Source organism: Mycobacterium sp. RTGN6 (genome assembly GCF_033804605.1).
Classification (GTDB): domain Bacteria; phylum Actinomycetota; class Actinomycetes; order Mycobacteriales; family Mycobacteriaceae; genus Mycobacterium.
On the sequence record NZ_JAPZKZ010000008.1, the window covers coordinates 186,048 to 203,232 of the forward strand.

General features: G+C 67.2%; 14 protein-coding genes and 1 tRNA gene. 4 read left to right on the forward strand and 11 right to left on the reverse strand.

The annotated features are described in order from the left end of the window. Position 1 precedes the first annotated feature (1 nt). Positions 2 to 1,288: a hypothetical protein gene (locus tag SLQ33_RS20640; protein WP_319455733.1), complete on the reverse strand. Its 1,287-nt coding sequence runs from the start codon at positions 1,286 to 1,288 to the stop codon at positions 2 to 4. Between the two features lie 133 nt (positions 1,289 to 1,421). On the opposite strand from SLQ33_RS20640, the gene SLQ33_RS20645 reads away from it, so the two are divergent. Then, on the forward strand, positions 1,422 to 2,681 hold the full coding sequence (locus tag SLQ33_RS20645) for a YibE/F family protein (protein ID WP_319455734.1): 1,260 nt from the start codon (positions 1,422 to 1,424) through the stop codon (positions 2,679 to 2,681). On the opposite strand, the gene rfbA is transcribed toward SLQ33_RS20645, so the two are convergent. From rfbA to dcd, 8 genes are all read right to left on the reverse strand, one after another. Then, entirely contained in the window at positions 2,635 to 3,498 is an 864-nt protein-coding gene (gene rfbA / locus SLQ33_RS20650; RefSeq protein ID WP_319455735.1) for a glucose-1-phosphate thymidylyltransferase RfbA, read from the reverse strand. The genes SLQ33_RS20645 and rfbA overlap by 47 nt on opposite strands. Before the next feature lie 9 nt (positions 3,499 to 3,507). Further along, entirely contained in the window at positions 3,508 to 4,254 is a 747-nt protein-coding gene (locus SLQ33_RS20655) for a maleylpyruvate isomerase family mycothiol-dependent enzyme (protein WP_319455736.1), read from the reverse strand. Positions 4,255 to 4,256: 2 nt separating this feature from the next. Further along, complete coding sequence (locus tag SLQ33_RS20660; RefSeq protein WP_319455922.1) at positions 4,257 to 5,570, reverse strand: cytochrome P450; 1,314 nt, start codon at positions 5,568 to 5,570, stop codon at positions 4,257 to 4,259. Positions 5,571 to 5,572: 2 nt separating this feature from the next. Next, positions 5,573 to 5,899, reverse strand: coding sequence for a DUF1330 domain-containing protein (locus tag SLQ33_RS20665; protein WP_319455737.1), 327 nt, complete (start codon positions 5,897 to 5,899; stop codon positions 5,573 to 5,575). Positions 5,900 to 5,909: 10 nt separating this feature from the next. Beyond that, a complete protein-coding gene (locus SLQ33_RS20670; protein WP_319455738.1) occupies positions 5,910 to 7,259 on the reverse strand; it encodes a UDP-glucose/GDP-mannose dehydrogenase family protein in 1,350 nt (449 codons plus the stop codon). An 80-nt stretch (positions 7,260 to 7,339) separates the two neighbouring features. Further along, the gene (locus tag SLQ33_RS20675; protein WP_319455739.1) at positions 7,340 to 8,956 is read right to left on the reverse strand and encodes a hypothetical protein; all 1,617 of its coding nucleotides are present in this window, start codon (positions 8,954 to 8,956) and stop codon (positions 7,340 to 7,342) included. A 193-nt stretch (positions 8,957 to 9,149) separates the two neighbouring features. Further along, complete coding sequence (locus SLQ33_RS20680; protein WP_319455740.1) at positions 9,150 to 10,424, reverse strand: ammonium transporter; 1,275 nt, start codon at positions 10,422 to 10,424, stop codon at positions 9,150 to 9,152. Positions 10,425 to 10,504: 80 nt separating this feature from the next. Continuing rightward, positions 10,505 to 11,077: a dCTP deaminase gene (dcd, locus tag SLQ33_RS20685; RefSeq protein WP_319455741.1), complete on the reverse strand. Its 573-nt coding sequence runs from the start codon at positions 11,075 to 11,077 to the stop codon at positions 10,505 to 10,507. Positions 11,078 to 11,153: 76 nt separating this feature from the next. Between dcd and SLQ33_RS20690 the strand changes: the two genes are divergently transcribed. The 3 genes from SLQ33_RS20690 (at position 11,154) to SLQ33_RS20700 (ending at position 14,079) form a co-directional block, all read left to right on the forward strand. Then, entirely contained in the window at positions 11,154 to 11,432 is a 279-nt protein-coding gene (locus SLQ33_RS20690; RefSeq protein WP_319455742.1) for a hypothetical protein, read from the forward strand. A 43-nt stretch (positions 11,433 to 11,475) separates the two neighbouring features. After that, positions 11,476 to 11,549, forward strand: a tRNA-Gly gene (locus SLQ33_RS20695). Between the two features lie 64 nt (positions 11,550 to 11,613). After that, on the forward strand, positions 11,614 to 14,079 hold the full coding sequence (locus tag SLQ33_RS20700) for a TIR domain-containing protein (protein ID WP_319455743.1): 2,466 nt from the start codon (positions 11,614 to 11,616) through the stop codon (positions 14,077 to 14,079). On the opposite strand, the gene SLQ33_RS20705 is transcribed toward SLQ33_RS20700, so the two are convergent. Together SLQ33_RS20705 and SLQ33_RS20710 are read right to left on the reverse strand one after the other, a co-directional pair. Beyond that, positions 14,076 to 14,753, reverse strand: a complete 678-nt coding sequence (locus tag SLQ33_RS20705; protein WP_319455744.1) for an SDR family oxidoreductase — start codon at positions 14,751 to 14,753, stop codon at positions 14,076 to 14,078. The genes SLQ33_RS20700 and SLQ33_RS20705 overlap by 4 nt on opposite strands. Positions 14,754 to 14,879: 126 nt before the next feature. Beyond that, the gene (locus tag SLQ33_RS20710) at positions 14,880 to 17,105 is read right to left on the reverse strand and encodes an AAA family ATPase (RefSeq protein WP_319455745.1); all 2,226 of its coding nucleotides are present in this window, start codon (positions 17,103 to 17,105) and stop codon (positions 14,880 to 14,882) included. Positions 17,106 to 17,185: the final 80 nt, after the last annotated feature.

The following is a 17,185-nucleotide window of genomic DNA, read 5'->3' on the forward strand; positions in this document are numbered from 1 at the left end:
TCTACTGACTCTCCGGGAAGAGGAGCGCCTCTGTGACGCCGCCGCCGTTGACGGTCGGGCCGAGCAGCACGGTGGAGGTGTTGGCCGCCGGGTCGTAGCTCACCAACGCCGTGCCGCCGCCGCAGTCCGTGTGGCCCTGCAGCACCAACGTGTCACCGGCCGCCCCGATGACGAACACGCTTTCGGACATGCCGGGAACATCCACCCGCCTGGTGTGGCCGTCCAGGGTCAACCGAGACAAGAACGCCGTGCCGCAGGCACCCGCGGACTGGAGGAACGTACCGCTGGGCAGCTCCCACGCGATGCCGGCACCGAGGTCGTTCCCGAATCCCGGATCATCGCCCTGGCCGGAGTTGAGCGCGGTCAGCGAGGTGGACGCCCCGCTATCGATCGACACCGTCCAGAGCTGGCTTCCCGAGCCGTGCTCGGACGAGCAGCTGGCGACCAGCACCGTAGGTGCCCACCACCTCACCGGTGTGCAGTCGGCGTTCGGCATCGGCGTCGGCAGTGTTCGAATGATCTCTCCGTCGTTGCCGACCACCACCAGGCTGTTGTCGCTGCGCGGCACGAGCTCGTTTCCGAGGTTGGCGGTCGCGAGCACGAGCTGTGTCCCATCGGGCGATGCGAGGTAGCGGCCGCTGAACTGACCCGCTCCGCCGAGCTCCTCGGTCGGGTAGCTCTGTTGCACGTTGCCCGCCAGGTCGATCCGCGTCAACGTTCCAGGCTCGTTGCCCATGAAATGGGTTGACACCAGGAGCGCCTTGCCGTCCGGCCGCGTGTACTTGGGATAGCCGTCGGCAGGGATCGTCGTCTGCTCGCCGGTGTGCAGGTCGACCGAGATGACCTTCGAGGGCTTGGGGTACTCGCTGGAGGTGAAGAGGGCCTTGCTCCCGTCGCCCGACCAGTCGGCCAAGTCGAGGCGCGCGCTGGCGCCCGAGAAGGTCGTGATCGCGTAGCGGTTGCCTGCCGGGTCGACCAGGTACAAGGTCGTGGCGGCCGTCTCCGGGTCCGGCTCGCCAGGGGCAGGCTCTTCGCCGGGCCGGTGCGCGACGACGGGACTCCACGTCGCGAGGGTCCAACCAGGGCCGACGTTCGACCACGGCACGTCGTTGATCGTGGCCTCCACGCCGTTAGCCGCTGCAGGCGCGGCTGGCACCGATGTGGCCGCCGTCGTCGTGGGACCGCCCGATGGCTCGTGCGCCGCAGTCGAATTGGTCGACGAGCACCCCGACGCCATCATCGCGGCGATCGCGAAGGTGCCTACTCCAATGAGCAATCTGCGGTTCACGCTGATGTCCTTCCGTGGAACGGGCTTGTGGTTGTGTGGTGGCTAGCTTGCAGCCGATGCCTTGAAGGATTCTTGACGCCATCCCGTGGTGCTCGCGAGTGGTGCTTCAGCTAGCGCCTCTACCCTGTTCCGGGTGGCGCACTCACACTCACACTCGCATCCCTCCGGTCCTGCGCCGCTGAGCCCGCTGGCGGCCAAAATCGTCGTCGGCCTGCTGATCGCGATCGGCGTCGCCGTCATCGCAGGCGCCGCCCTTCTGTGGCCAGCGCATCAGACCGTCGACATCCCGCTGCCGTTCCAGAACGCGGCGGGCGGGGCGGTGACGACCGAGTCCGGCCACGTGTTGTCGAGCAGCGCCGCCGACTGCGGCAGTCCCTCGGTGGGTGAAGTGCTGACGTCCGCGCCGGTGGCCGCCCCGCCCGGCGCCGGCCAGTGCGTCCAATCACTCGTCGCGATCGACTCGGGCCCGAACAAGGGCGCGAACACCCTGCTGGAGTTCAGCCCCGGTCCCGGCCAGCCGAGCCTCGCCGTCGGCGACGCCGTCCGCGTCAGCCGACAGGTCGATCCCAACGGCACGACCACCTACGCGTTCTTCGACTTCGAGCGCACCTGGCCGCTGACCGCGCTGGCAGCCGTGTTCGCGATCGTCATCGTCGCGGTCGCCCGGTGGAGGGGGCTGCGCGCGCTTGTCGGCATCGTCGTCGCGTTCGGGGTGCTGATGGTGTTCCTGCTGCCCGCGCTGCGGGACGGCGCGCCGACCATACCCGTGGCCCTGGTGGCGTCGGCGGCCATCCTGTACGCGGTCATCTATCTTGCGCACGGCGTGAGCCTGCGGACCAGTGCCGCGCTGCTCGGCACCTTGACGTCGTTGTTGTTGGCCGCCGTACTGTCTTGGACGGCAATCGAACTGGCGCACCTGACCGGGCTGTCGGAGGATCAGAACAACGAGGTGGCCGCGTACCTCGGCGACGTGTCGATCACCGGGCTGCTGCTCGCGGGCTTCATCATCGGCTCGCTCGGCGTGCTCAACGACGTCACCGTCACCCAGGCCTCGACCGCCTTCGAGTTGGCCGAGACGGGCGCCTCGCGCAGGGCCATCTTCACTGGGGCGATGCGCGTCGGGCGCGACCACATCGCGAGCACCACGTACACCCTGGTGCTGGCGTACGCGGGCAGCGCGTTGCCGCTGCTGCTGTTGTTCAGCGTCGCCAACCGCTCGCTCGGCGACGTGTTGACCAGTGAGAGCGTGGCCATCGAGATCGCCCGATCGGCGGTCGGCGGCATCGCGTTGGCGCTGTCCGTGCCGCTGACGACGGCCATCGCCGCCGTGCTGGCCACACCCGCCGCTACCGCTCCAGCAGACCCAGCAGGTACGCGCCGTAACCCGACTTGAGCAGGGTATGGGCCCTGGCCGCCAGCTGGTCGTCGTCGATGAACCCGACTCGCCACGCCACTTCCTCGGGCACGCTGATCTTCAGCCCTTGGCGGCGTTCGATGGTGCGCACGTAGTCGCTGGCGTCGAGCAGCGAGTCGAACGTGCCGGTGTCCAGCCAGGCGGTGCCGCGGGCCATCACCTCCACCGAGAGCTTGCCCGCATTCAGGTAGCGCTGGTTGATCTCGGTGATCTCGTATTCGCCGCGCGCCGACGGCTTCAGCGACTTCGCGATCTCGATGACGTCGTTGTCGTAGAAGTACAGGCCCGGCACCGCGTAGTGCGACTTCGGGGTTTGCGGCTTCTCCTCGAGTGACACGGCCATCCCGTCGGCGTCGAACTCGACCACGCCGTATGCCGAGGGGTTAGCCACCTGGTACGCGAAAATCGCTCCGCCGCTGACATTTTGGAATCGTTTGAGGTTGGTGCCGAAACCCGGACCGTAGAAGACGTTGTCGCCCAACACCAACGCGACGGTATCGTCGCCGATGTGGTCGGCGCCTATGACGAAGGCCTGAGCCAGTCCATCGGGCTGGTCCTGGACCGCGTAGCTGATGTCGACGCCGAAATCGGAACCGTCGCCCAGCAATCGGTGAAAGCCGGGGGCGTCGTGGGCGGTGGTGATCAGCAGGATGTCGCGGATACCCGCCATCATCAACGTGGACAACGGGTAATAGATCAGTGGTTTGTCGTAGACCGGGAGCAGCTGCTTACTGACGCCCATGGTGATCGGGTACAGCCGGGTGCCCGATCCGCCCGCCAAGATGATTCCCCGCATACGCCAACCCTAGAACGGCGTGCGGCTCAGCCAGCCATCCCACACCCCGGCATCGCCGAACACCTCGAGCCCGACGTCGGCCGACGTCCTGCGTCGCGTGATCGCCAGCAGCAGGTTCGTCGCGCTCCCGCGGACGGCGACCTCACCTTTGGCGTGGTCATGCGACCAGTTCAGCCCGTCCTCGTCGTGAGTGATGGTCCACTCCCCCGTCGGGCCGAGCCCGTCGTCGGTGGCGTGCAGGTGCAACGACGTTCCGCGTGGCAGCGCGGGCTCGTTGCGGCCTGCCTGCACGGCGAGGTCGATCCACTCACTGACGCAGTCGGCGGCCAGCTCGGCCGGGGGCGCGAACTCAGTGCCCACCGCGAGTTCCGCGTCGGCCCGATGCACGAGGGTTTCGTGGACGCGCCTGCGGATCCACCACCCGGCGGGCTTGGGCCCGGTGAAGGTCCACACCCGCGCCTCGGCACCGACGTGCTCGACGGCGTTGATCACCGCCTGGGCACCGTCGCTCAGCCACGCGATCGCGGCGTCCACGTCGTCGGGTGGCTTGCCGTTCGCCACCTCGCGCGGATCCAACGGTTCGGTCCGTCGCTCGGCGACGATCTGTGCACACCAGCGGTCGCCGCGCCCGAGGTGTTTGAACAGTTGGTTGAGCGTCCAGCCGGGGCACGTCGGCACCGGTGTCTGCGGGTCGGCGCCGCGGTAGACGTCGGCGAAGGTCTTGGTCTCCTCGATGAGGGCTGCTCGGAAGTCCACGCTTACGAACGTACCGCCGCGCGTGCCTGCCCGAGCCGTATCGGTAGCGTCGACCAGCCCCGCAGCACCCGTGTCTCGCGGCGGCTCCCGGCGCCCGCGAGCCGCGCATCCGGGTACCGCTCGAAGAACGTGCGCAGGCCCACCTCACCCTCGGCGCGGGCGAGGGCAGCGCCAAGGCAGAAGTGCCTCCCGCCGGAGAACGAGAGGTGCCGGCCGGCGTTGTCGCGGGTGATGTCGAAGCGGTGCGGGTCGACGAACACCTCGGGGTCGCGGTTGGCTCCGGCGAGGTAGAGGATGACGAGTTCGCCCGCGCGCACGGTGCGGCCCGCGACCTCGGTGTCGACCTGCGCGAGTCGCGCGCTCAGCTGCACCGGCGATTCCAGCCGCAGGATCTCCTCGACCGCGCCAGGCCACAGGTCGGGCTGCTCGAGCAGCATCGCGAGTTGGTCGGGGTGCTCCAGCAGGATGCGAATCCCGCTGCCCAGCAGATTGACCGTGGTCTCGAACCCCGCGGCGAGCACCAGGCCCGCGGTGGCACGCAGCTCCGCGTCGTTGAGCCGCGTTCCGCCCTCGCTGGCGTCGATGAGTTGGCTCATCAGGTCGTCGCCCGGGTTCCTCTGCAGCCGGCGGATGTGCTCGGCGAGCCAGGTGTTGAACCCTTCCAGCCCCTGCTCGACCCGTTTGTACTGTGGCCACGACAGGCCGATGTCCAGGCTGGGCGCGGCGAGCTCACCGAATTCGAGGATGCGCGGCCGGTCGCCGTCCGGTACCCCGAGGATGTCGCCGATGACGGTGACGGGAAGCTGCGAGCAGTAGCGGTCGACGATGTCTACGGTGCCTACGGTGCCGTCGTCCAAGCCGTCGATCAGGGTCTCGGCGGCCTCTTGCACCCGAACCCGCAGCGCCGCAACGGCTCTGGTGGTGAAGACCGACGACACCGTCTTGCGGTAGCGGGTGTGTTCGGGTGGTTCGACGGAAAGCAGCGACGGCGGCAGCAGCGGGTGCAGCCTGCCCTTCACCATGGTGTGTTCCTCGAGCCATCCCAGCGGACCCGGAAGCGTCCTGCCGATCGCGGTGACGGCGAAGTCGTCGGAGCGCAACAACTGGTGGGCGAGGGCATGGTCGGCGGTCAGCCAGGCCGCCCGCCCTCGGACCAGCCGACCGCGCGCCCGGAGCTCGTCGGCGAAGCCCCCTGGATCGGCACGGACCGACGGATCGGCGATCAGCCGGCCCTGCAGCTCGCCGCGCTTGGCGCCGAACGACGCCAATCCGCGAATCACCCCGTGTAGAGCAAACCAATGTGTGCGCTCGCGCAGCGTCATGACTCGAGTTTAAGCACGGGTCGCAGATCGTCCAGCCTGTCGAACAGCTGCCAGACGTAGCTCGACGTGCCGTCCTCGCGATGCTTGTGCAGGTCCGCGAGCGTGGGGTCGTTGCAATATCCGTCGAACGCGTCCTTGCTCGGCCACTCGACGAGCACGAGTACCTGACGACCCTCGACCTCGCCGACCACGTTCTCGCGGAACTTGCCGAGCGCGACCACCCGGCCGCCGTATCTGGCCACCTCGTCGACCGAGCGCCTGGAGTAGGCGAGGTACTCGTAGGGGTCGGCGACGTCGAACAGGTTCAGCGCGTAGACGGACATGCGCCCCACGTTACGACGCGAGTGGCCCCGAGAGTTCCGGTATCTGACGACCCAGCGCGTACACCCGCCAGCCGGCGTGCTGCCACCTGGCCACGTCGAGGCAATTGCGGCCGTCAACAACGACTTTCGCGCGCACAGTTGCGGCCAACGCGTCGGGATCGAGGTCGACGAACTCCTGCCACTCGGTGAGCACCAGGACGGCGTCGGCGCGTTCGCACGCGTCGGCCACCGAGGTCGAGTAGTTCAACGTCGGGAACACGCGCTGCGAGTTCTCCATCGCCTTCGGGTCGTAGACGTTGACCGTCGCGCCGTTGAGCTGCAGCAGGCCCGCCACGTTGAGTGCCGGTGAGTCGCGGACGTCGTCGGACTCGGGCTTGAACGCCGCACCGAGCACGGCCACGTTGGCCCCGAGCAGCGATCCGCCGCACGCCTTGGTGGCGAGTTCCACCATGCGGGTGCGCCTGCGCATGTTGATGCTGTCCACCTCGCGCAGGAACGTCAGCGCGTGGTTGGCGCCCAGTTCCCCGGCGCGGGCCATGAACGCGCGGATGTCCTTCGGCAGGCAGCCGCCGCCGAAGCCCAGTCCCGCGTTGAGGAATCGCCTGCCGATCCGGGGGTCGTACCCAAGGGCGTCGGCGAGCAAGGTGACGTCGGCGTCGACGGCCTCGCAGACCTCCGAGATGGCGTTGATGAACGAGATCTTGGTGGCCAGGAATGCGTTGGCCGACACCTTCACGAGCTCGGCGGTCTGCAGGTCGGTGACCAGGAACGGCACGTGCTCGTCGAGCAGGGGGGCGTAGAGCTCGCGCACGGCAGCTTCGGCGCGTTGCGAATCACGTTGCACGCCAAGCACGATGCGGTCGGGATGAAGCGTGTCGTGGACGGCGAAGCCCTCGCGGAGGAATTCCGGGTTCCACGCGATCTCGACGTCGATGCCCTCGGGCGCGAGTTCACGTGCGCGCACGGCGAGTTCGGTGGCGGTGCCGACGGGAACCGTCGACTTGCCCACGATCACCGCGGAGCGTCGCAGCATTGGCACCAGGGTGTCGATGACGGCGTGGACGTGGCGCAGGTCGGCGCCGTATTCGCCCTTCTTCTGCGGTGTTCCGACGCCGAGGAAGTGCACGTCGGCGAATTCGGCCGCCTCTTCGTAATCGGTGGTGAAGTGCAAACGTCCGGCTTCGATGTTGTCGCGCAGGACTTTTCGCAATCCGGGTTCGTAGAAGGGGATGTCGCCCGAAGCTAGTTTCGCGATCTTGCCCGGGTCGATGTCGACTCCGACGACTTCGTGACCAAGTTCAGCCATGCCCGCGGCATGTGTCGCACCGAGATACCCGGTGCCAAATACGGTGCATCGCATACTGCCTGGATAGGCCCCCGCGATGAGCTAACTGCAAAGTGACACTGGATAGCGGACCAACGCTAGGTAACGAGTCGAGGTCAGCCGCAGAAGATCAGGAAGCAATTGCCGCCCTGACCGCCGCCGGAACCACCCTGACCACCTGAACCACCGTGGCCGCCGTCACCGCCCTGCCCACCGCGACCCGACTCCGAACCACCCTGACCGCCCGAGCCCTGCTGTGGCCACGGGTACTGGGGGTACTGCGGACCCGAGCCTTGGTTGCCGCCCGAGCCCTGTGGGGGCCAGTCGTCATGTCCACCGCGCGGTGGCTGTTGCGGCCAGTCGTCGTCATCATGGCCGCCGCGTGGCGGCTGCTGAGGCCATGGGTTCCACGGGGGTCGCCACACCGGCGGTTGGTTGTACACCGGCGGCTGCCAAACGGGAGGCTGCCAGACCGGCGGCTGCCACACCGGCGGGACGTAGACCGGCGGGACGTACACCGGCGGTGGCGGGGCCGCGGGCGGCGGAGCGGGTGGAGGAGCCTCCGGGGCCGGAGCCGGGGCCTGCTCGACGTACACGGTGCGCGGCGGAGCCTGCGGCTGTTCCTGCACGACGGGCACCGGCGCCTTGATGGTCTCCGCGGGTGGCGGGGGCGGCGGGGCCGGGGCAGGCACCTGCGCCTCCGGAATGGACGGGACCACCGCGGGCGGCGCGGCTTCGGGGACGATCGCGCCTCGGCCGGGGTCGGGCCGGGACTCCACGGTGGGCCGGATGCTCACCGCGAGTGAAATGACAAGGGCGACAACACCGATCACGAAGATCGCCGTCAGGGCGCTCCCGACGAGCAGGAACGGCTTGCGGCCCTCCTCGGCCGGCAAGTCGTCGAAGTCGGCGAATCCGTCGTGGCCGGCAACCGCCGGGGCAACGGCGCCGACCGGCCGCAACATCGTCGAAGCACTCGCCAGTGCCGCGTACTCGTGGCCTGCCGTCGCGCCGTCGGGATCCTGTGAGTAGGCGAGTCCTGCGGTGGTCGCGTCGAAGGCGGGCGCGTTGGCGGCCGCCAGCGCCGCACCGCGAGCCAACGCCAGCGCGGACTCCTCCGGAGCGCGCACGGGCATCGCGACGAGGTGTTCCAGATGTTCCTTGACGGACGCGATCTCGACGCCGGAGCCCACGACGAACATGCCTTGCGGCGGCGACTCCTGCGCCTCGACGGCCGACACCATGTCGCCGAGCACCGCCATGGCGTCCGTGCTGTGGAGATTGCGGCTGACGACCTTGACGATCGAGCCGTCGTCGCTGCGGACCACAGACAGCGTCGCGCTGTCCCGGTCGATGAACAGCAGCGCGGTGCTGTCGTATCCGACGGCCTTGCCAGCCGCCTGGGCAAGCGCGCCCGCGGCGTGCAGTTCGGAGACCAGGATCACGTCGCGGATGCCCCGCGCGGCGAGGGCGTCGCGCAGTTCGGCGGCCTCCGTGCGATCACTCCACGTCACGCCGATGGCACGCAGTTCGTGGCCGCCCTCGGCCGCGCTTTCCTGCGTTCCGACCACCGCCGCGACGACCTGATCGGCCGCATTGGTGGTTGCTGAGCCCTCCGATGAAGACACGTCGAAGGTGTCGTGGTCGACGATCTCGCCGTCGCCCTTTTCACCTTCGACCAGCACCATGCGGACCGTCTTTGGTGTCAACGACACACCAAGTACGATGTCCACCGACCCCTCCAATATGTTTGCTGCGTTACCTAGGTCGCGTCCGCGAACTCACCCGTCGCGAGCCATCGACTAGATGTTTCATCGTCCCTACCAGCGCACTCGTTACACGACGCGGCATTAGCTGATGGCTCGCTGCCGAGCACTCCGACGTGCCGCACATTCGACCCTACCCGCGCCCCCTCGGCGCGACGAGTCAGCTTTCCTCGGAGTGGCCCGGACGGGGCCGCGTCGCGATGCCGTGGACGCCTTCCGCGTAGGCGGTCTCGGCGTGCTGGGTGAAGTCGACACCGGCCAGCTCGTCCTCGGGGCTCACCCGGAACCCCATGACGCGGTCGATGAGCTTGGCCAACGCGTACGAGACGACGAAGGCGTACGCGGCGACCACGACCGCCGCGAGCGCCTGCTTGCCCAGTTGGACGAAGCCGCCCCCGTAGAAGAAGCCCTCCGGACCGGCCGTCATCACCTCGTTGGCCAGCAGGCCGATCAGCAGCACGCCGACCACGCCGCCGACGAAGTGCACGCCGACGACGTCGAGCGAGTCGTCATAGCCGACCCGAAACTTCACCCCGATCGCGAACGAGCAGACGATTCCCGCGGCGAGTCCCACCACGACGGCGCCAAGCGTGTTGACGGTGCCGCACGACGGAGTGATCGCCACCAGCCCGGCGACGACGCCCGACGCGGCACCGAACGTCGTTGGGCGGCCGTCGCGGATCCGCTCGACCGTCAGCCAGCCAAGCATCCCGAGGCAGCCGGCGACGAGCGTGTTGAGGAAGATCGCCGCGGCCATTCCGTTGGCGGCCAGCGCCGAGCCCGCGTTGAACCCGAACCAGCCGAACCACAGCAGCCCGACTCCGAGCAGAACGAACGGCAGGTTGTGCGGCCGCATCGCCTCCTTGTTGAACCCGATGCGCGGGCCGAGCACCAGCGCCAGGGCCAATGCCGAAGCGCCGGAGACGATTTCGACGACCAGGCCACCCGCGTAGTCGAGCACGCCGAGCTTGAACAGCCAGCCGCCAGGCGCCCACACCCAGTGCGCCACCACGGCATACACGGCGATGGCCCAGAGCGGGACGAACACCACCCACGCGGAGAACTTGGCGCGGTCGGCGATGGCGCCGCTGACGAGCGCCGCGGTGATGATCGCGAAGCTCAACTGGAACGTCGCGAACAACAGTTCCGGCACCGCGCCGTGCAGCGTCGTCGGGTCGATGCCCGCCATGCCGAAGTGGGCGAGGTCGCCGATGAACCCGCCAGCCTCGTCGCCCGAGAAGGCGAGCGTGTAGCCGGCCAACAGCCAGGCCACCGTGACCAGCGGGATCGAGATGAAGCTCATCATGATCATGTTGAGCACGCCGGTGGTGCGGACCATGCCGCCGTAGAAGATCGCCAGCCCTGGCGTCATCAAGAGCACTAGCGCGGTGGCGGCGAGCAGCCACGCGGTGGCGGCAGGATCGAGTTCTGGCACTTCGGGCCCCCTTCAAGGATTCCGAAGAGCATATGTTCAGTGTTTCGACATAGTTACCGAAGGCTCACAGAGCCGAGCGATCAGCTGGACTTGATGAAGTTCTGATACGACCGCGACGGCGTCGGTCCGCGCTGACCCTGGTACTTCGACCCAGCCGCGCTGCTGCCGTAGGGGTGCTCGGCGGGGCTGGTCAGCCGCAGCAGGCACAGCTGACCGATCTTCATGCCCGGCCACAGCGTGATCGGCAGGTTGGCCACGTTGGACAGCTCGAGCGTGATGTGGCCGGTGAATCCGGGGTCGATGAAACCGGCGGTGGAGTGCGTCAACAATCCGAGCCGGCCGAGCGACGACTTGCCCTCGAGCCGACCCGCGAGGTTGTCCGGCAGGGTGCAACGCTCGAGTGTCGAGCCGAGCACGAACTCGCCGGGGTGCAGCACGAAGGGCTCGCCCTCCTTTGGTTCGACCAAGGTGGTGAGGTCGTCCTGGCGTATCGCGGGGTCGATGTGGGTGTACCGCGTGTTGTTGAAGACACGGAACAAGTTGTCCAGCCGGACGTCGACGCTGGAGGGCTGGATCAGGTTGTCGTCGAACGGGTCGATGCCCAACCGCCCGGAGGAGAGCTCGGCGCGGATGTCTCGATCGGAGAGCAGCACCCGACGAGCCTAAGTCACAGGTGGCGCTTAACTCTGCGCCAGCCGTCGCCAAGCTGGCGCGACCAAGATCAGTCGGATGCAGGCAAGGTCGACACGGCTGGCGGCGTTACTCGCCGTGGCGGCCGCACTCACCGTGTTCACCTTGGTGATTGGGGCGCAGACACGAGACTTGCTGGCCCGGTCGGGCGTGGTGGCCTGCGGCTCGCAGCAGGCGGACGACGATGACGACGAGCAAGCCCGCCAACAACAACAGCAGTCCCTGGACGACATGATCCAGTCCGAGCAGCAGGACGAGCAGCAGAACGAGGCCGCTGAGCAACAGGCCCAACTCGACGAGCAATTGGCCAGCCAGTAGACAAGGAATGTTAGTCTTCGTGCTCACCAGCACGGCTGGTCAGGCCGATGTAGTTCAATGGCAGAACATCAGCTTCCCAAGCTGAATACGCGGGTTCGATTCCCGTCATCGGCTCCACGAAATCGCACCATCTGACCATCTCACCGTTAGCCTGAGCCACAGAGCGGCGGGGGACATAGGTATGGGTGGCATCTTCATCAGCTACCGGCGGACGGACAGTCAGTCCGACGCAGGTCGCCTACGGGATGCGCTGCGCAACCACTTTGGTGAAGAGCAAGTCTTTCGGGACATCAACACCATCAAGCCCGGCGAGCAGTTCCCCCGCATCGTCAAGCAATGGATCAAGTCCTGCGATGCGTTGCTGGCCATCATCGGACCCACGTGGTCGACGGTCACCGACGCGAATGGCCGAAGGCTGGACAACCCGAAGGATCTCGTTCGCGGTGAAATCACGACCGCGCTCCGCCGGCCCAACCTGCTCGTCATCCCCGTGCTCATCGGTACGACGCCGATGCCCGTCGCCGCCGAACTGCCGCAGCCCCTGGCCGCGCTCACCGAGCGCAACGCGATGCGGCTCAGCGACGAGGGCTGGGACGATCAGGTAGCCCGCCTCATCAGGGAGCTCGAGACGCGGGTACGGCGAACCGTCGTGCCCACGTTGGGCCAGGCCGCTGCGGCTGGAGGCGCCGACCCTGGCACCCAGCAGCGCCAACGCGCCGTCGCGAAGCTGGTCGAGGCGGTCCGCCTGCAGTGGGCAGAGGAGGCGAAGGTCCGGGGACTGTTCGACCCGGATCCGATGCCAGTGCAGTGGGGGCCTACCGAGCACGAGGTCTCCGACCACAACCGCTTCGTCACTCCCGACTCGATGACCATCGGCGGGTCCAGCAATCGGATGGCCGATCTGACCAAGCAGTTTCTGACCCTGTCCCGACGACGGCTGGTGATCCTCGGCGGTCCGGGGTCGGGCAAGTCCACCCTCGCGGTGCAGCTGCTCTTGCGATTGGTCGATGTCCGCACCCCGGCTGATCCCGTGCCCGTGTTGCTCACGGCCAATGGCTGGGACACCACCGCCCATCCACGGTTGCAGGACTGGCTCGCCTTCCGGCTCGGTAAGGACTACCCGGCGCTGCGGGCGATCGGCGAGACGATGCCCCGTGAACTCGCAGACAACGGCATGGTGCTGCCGATCATCGACGGTCTCGACGAACTCGACCCCGAATACCGACCCGCGCTACTCAAGACGCTCAACGACTCGCTCGGAGAGCGAGATCCGCTGATATTGACTTGCCGCACCGACGAATACGTCGACGCCGTCGACGCCGCAGACGTGCTCACCGCCGCCGCCGTCATCGAGGCGCGACCCCTCACCGCACGCGACGCCGCAGGCTATCTCGACGACTGTCTGCCACCCAGCCAGCGCCCACGGTGGAACCCGATCCTCGAGGAGCTCCGGTCCGGCGACGACACGCCGATCGCCAAAGTGTGCTCGACCCCGCTCGGAGTGTGGCTGCTTCGCAGCGTGCACATCGAGAACAAGCAAGATCCGACGCCGTTGGTCGATGCTGTCCGCTACCCGGACGCCGACGCCATCAAGGCCGACCTCTTCGATCAGCTGATCCCCGCACTCATCGACGAACGGCGTCCGGTGCGCAACGGGTCGGATCCGCTGCGCCCACGACGCGCCTGGGACCCGAACGCGACGCGACGATGGATGGGTTATCTGGCCGTGCAACTCCACGGTCAGCGCGACCAGCGCTGGTGGCAGCTGGCGGCCGCCGTTCCCGCCGGAGTCACGATGATGGTGCTGGCGCTCGCGGGCGTGCTAGCAGCGGGGATGACTACGTGGCTGATCGTCGCAGTGCTGAACGGACTGACCGGCCAGTTGGCATCCGCGATGGGGAAGGGGTTGAAGGTCGGGCTGCTGGTCGCGCCGGTGGTCGGACTCGTGTTCGGGCTCGTGGTCGGCTGGAAACTACGCGCCAGACCAGAGCCCGGTTACACCAATTTGCACTTTCACGGCCGCGTTGGCGCGCTCGCCCGAAGTCTGGCAGTCAGGGTTTTGCGCGTGATGGCGATCTCGCTGCCGATCGGGCTGCTGTTGGGTCTCGGTCTCGTCTGGATGTCAGGCGCAGAGTGGGCGACTGTGCCGTGGACCGGGGTCATCGTCGCGCTGTGGTCCGGGTTGGTGTTCGGGCCGGCCGTCGGCGTGACCAAGTGGATGAGGGTGCCGGTAAGCAATGACCTGTCTCGGACACCGACCTCGACCTATCGGGCCTCGCGCAACCTCACGATCTTCAGCGTGCTGGCCTTCCCGTTGCCACTCGCGGTGGCATTCGGAATCACCGCACTGGCCTCTCGACTCGTTCCGGGGGATCCACTTCCGATCGTGCCCATGATCGTGTTCGGGCTGTTGGTCGGGATGCTGGTCGGACTGGTCGTGGGTCCCAGGCAAGAGCCTGCGTGGATCGGTTTCGCCATGACGTCCCGCTGGTTGGCGTTTCGAGGCAAGCTGCCGTGGAACGTCATGAGATTTCTCGACGATGCCCACCGACTCGGTCTGCTGCGCACGGCCGGCGCGGTCTACCAATTCCGGCATGCCGAACTACAAGACCACCTGGCCAAGTCCCGGGGAGCTCCCAGCGGCTAGGCAGCCATCAGGTAGTGCGGCCCGCCGACGAAGACGACAGAGCTCGGATGCAGGGTGCTTGCCGCGCTCACGACCGCTCCGGCGAACTCGACCGTTGTTGGCGAGCCGTGGGTGCGTCGTGTGTCGATGGTGATGGTGTCATCGCTCAGCTCGCCGGACACCACCGTGAAGGAGACGCCCGCGCGGTTGAACTCCGAATGCATGGCGTGCAGCGCGGTTTCGCCCGCGCGCTTGCTCGCGGCGACCGCCGCATAGCCCTTCGGCACGGCCTTGTTCGGAAAGAAGTGCGCCTGATGGCTGGTGACGAACACGACGTGGCCGCCGCTCGGCATCAGCGGCATGGTCAGCCGGGCAAGGCGGCGCTGGGCATCGCTGTTGAGCCGCATGGATGCTCCCGACGCGTTGAGAATCACGGCGTCCAGCCGCCCTAGACGCGTCGCGATGGAGTCGACCATTGCGAACGCCTCGGCCTCGTCCGTGATGTCGGCGCTCAGCGTGGAGGCGTGTCCACCGGCCTCGCGGATCGCCTCGGCGACGGCTTCCGCACCCTCCTCGTCCTCGTGGAAGTTGACGATGACATGGGTGTTCTCGTCGGCGAGTTGTTGTGCGACCGCCGCGCCGATGCCCACCGATGCACCGGTCACCAGGATGATCCGTTCGGGTGTGGGTTCCATATCGAGTCTCTTCTGTCGCTGTGAACGTTCGGTTCGCAACCTAACGCTACACCAGTTCGTAAGAAAAATAAGGGATAGATAAGGTAACAATAAGGCGTCGTCAGCGGCCCCGGAACCGACGGTGATCTAGCCGGTGGCGTTGTCGCTGGGCTTGTCAGTGGTGGTGTCGCTGGCCTTCTCGGCAGGCTTGTCGGCCCCGGACAACGCATTCAATGTCTTCTGCACGTTGTCCGCGACATCCTTGGCGAGCTTGCCGAGACCGTCGGCGGCATCCTTCACCGAGGCGTCGAAGCTGGGTGTCACTTTCGGCGCGGCCTTGGAAGCGTTATCGGGCTTGGCGGGCACCTTGTCGACCACGTCGGCATCGGTATCCGTGTCAACGTCGGATTCCGCTGACGCCTTCTTGGCGCTCGGAGCCGGGGCCGTGGCGCCAGCATCGGTGTCGGCGTCAACGTCGGTGTCCGCCACCACCTTCGCGACGCTCGGAGTCGAACCCTGCGACTGCACCGCCGCCGGGACCGCGGCGCTGGCAGCGGCATTGACGGCGTTGTCGGAGAGCCCGGACAGTGAGGTGAGCCCGCTCAATGGGCTCACTGCGCTCGCCGCGCCGGGGAGGCCATTGATGCCGAGCAGATTGGCAAGGATCCCCAACGGATTGACGACGGGCGTACTGCTGACAAGCCCCTGGCTGATCGCCTGTTGAACGCCCCCTACGAGTTGAAGGAGAAGGTCACCAGGCACCTGTCCCCAGTCGACGCCTGACGGCAGCGTGCCGAAGGGGGTGATCACATTCGCTTGGTCGAGGGTGCGGTCGTACTGCGGGACACCGTCGACGACGGTGCGCTTCACGTCGGTGTAGCCGAGATTCGTCAGGCTGGTGAGGAAGGGCTCGAACGCGGTGGCGATGGGGTTGTTCAGGTTCGCACCGGTGAACAGGTTGATCACGTCGATCGGCAGCTTGACCGGCTCGAGCAAGGGCAGGGCGTTGTTGACCGGGACGGTGAGGTACAGGTTCAGGGCAAGCGGACCGCTCGTGTTGGCCAGCGCCGCGGCGAGTTGCGGATTCAGCTGACCGTCGACGACCTCGGTCAGGCTCGCGGCGTTCACACCCCGCAGGATGTACGTCGGGAAGAACAGTGCGGCAGCCGAATTCGCGAGCGAAACCGGATTCGGCCAGGCGGGTACGTCCGAAAGCGGGTCGTATTCGACCGTTCCGTCGACCTTGATCGGAATCAGGTTTGCGTCGCCGATCACGATGCCGGTGTTGCCCACCGGGATGCTGAGCCCGGTCCCATCGGAACTGCTGCTCACCTCGGTGTCCGGGGTGACGGTGTCGATGCCGAGCAATCCGGCCTGCGGATAGAAGCGTGCGAACAGTCCGCCGTTGGCGCGACCGGGGTTGCGTAGCAAGATCATTGGCAGGATCGTGAGGCTGCCGGCGAGCGGGTCGGCGCCCACGTTGTTCGCACCGCCGGGCTGGTTGGCCAGGTCCGCGACGACCTGCGGGTAGGCCTGGCCCGCGGCGAACGCGCCGAGTCCGAAGCCGATGACGATGGGAACGCGGACGTCGATCGCGCTGGAGTCACCGAAGATTCCTTCGGCAGTGAGGATCAATGGATCGAGGATGAGCTTGTCCGCGTCCGTGACGCCGGGCATGCCCTTCAACGCCTGCAGCAGGGCGACCGGACTGATGCCGAGGTACTGCGTGCCGTTGATCTCGTCGGCCACCGAGTTGGGGAACCCCGGCACCCACCCCAGGTCGATGCCCAGGAATTTCAACAGGCTGAACGGCGGGCCCGTCGTGATGATGTTCAGGCCGGGTGTGGGTCCGGTCAGACCCAACGGGTCGGACAGGTTTAGTCCGAGCAGGGCGAGTAGCGCCGCCACGTTGGTGATGCCTGCATTCGACAGCACCCCGCCAATCACGGGGACCTGGTCGACCGGGATCGTGACGCCCGTCAGCGCCGACACCAGTGCATTGCCCAGCGCCGTGTTGATGGCGGTCTCGGGGTCGACACCCAGACGCTCCAACACCCCGGACAGATTGACGTTGTTGAGGAACGCCGATTCCAGCTGCGCTCCATACGTCTGGAATGCCTCGTATCCGCTCGGCCCGAGACCGAACGTCAGATCGGGGATCGACGCCGGGTCGGGCGCCCCCGGTGCGAGTGCCATGGGTGGCAGTCCCGGCGACCCCACCGTCGTCGCCAGGGCTGCCAGCTTGACCATATCGCCGTTTGCCTGCGGCGGCGGCGCCGTACCGATGACGAGTGCTGTGGCAGTTGCGGTGGCGATGCCGGCAGCGGCTACCCGCTTGGCCGCACGAACGCGCTTGCGATTCTTCGATGCCATTTGTACAGCCCCTTTGCTGAATTCCTCAGGCTTATCTCAGGACGATAACACGCGTTATGCCCGACGGAGAGAGATAGCTG

Bases quoted from the DNA above. Each gene is read 5' to 3' on its own strand.
- rfbA (WP_319455735.1), bottom strand. From the start codon at position 3,498: ATGCGGGGAATCATCTTGGCGGGCGGATCGGGCACCCGGCTGTACCCG.
- SLQ33_RS20665 (WP_319455737.1), bottom strand. From the start codon at position 5,899: ATGTCCGTCTACGCGCTGAACCTGTTCGACGTCGCCGACCCCTACGAG.
- SLQ33_RS20670 (WP_319455738.1), bottom strand. From the start codon at position 7,259: ATGCGATGCACCGTATTTGGCACCGGGTATCTCGGTGCGACACATGCC.
- SLQ33_RS20690 (WP_319455742.1), top strand. From the start codon at position 11,154: ATGCAGGCAAGGTCGACACGGCTGGCGGCGTTACTCGCCGTGGCGGCC.
- SLQ33_RS20700 (WP_319455743.1), top strand. From the start codon at position 11,614: ATGGGTGGCATCTTCATCAGCTACCGGCGGACGGACAGTCAGTCCGAC.
- SLQ33_RS20705 (WP_319455744.1), bottom strand. From the start codon at position 14,753: ATGGAACCCACACCCGAACGGATCATCCTGGTGACCGGTGCATCGGTG.
- SLQ33_RS20710 (WP_319455745.1), bottom strand. From the start codon at position 17,105: ATGGCATCGAAGAATCGCAAGCGCGTTCGTGCGGCCAAGCGGGTAGCC.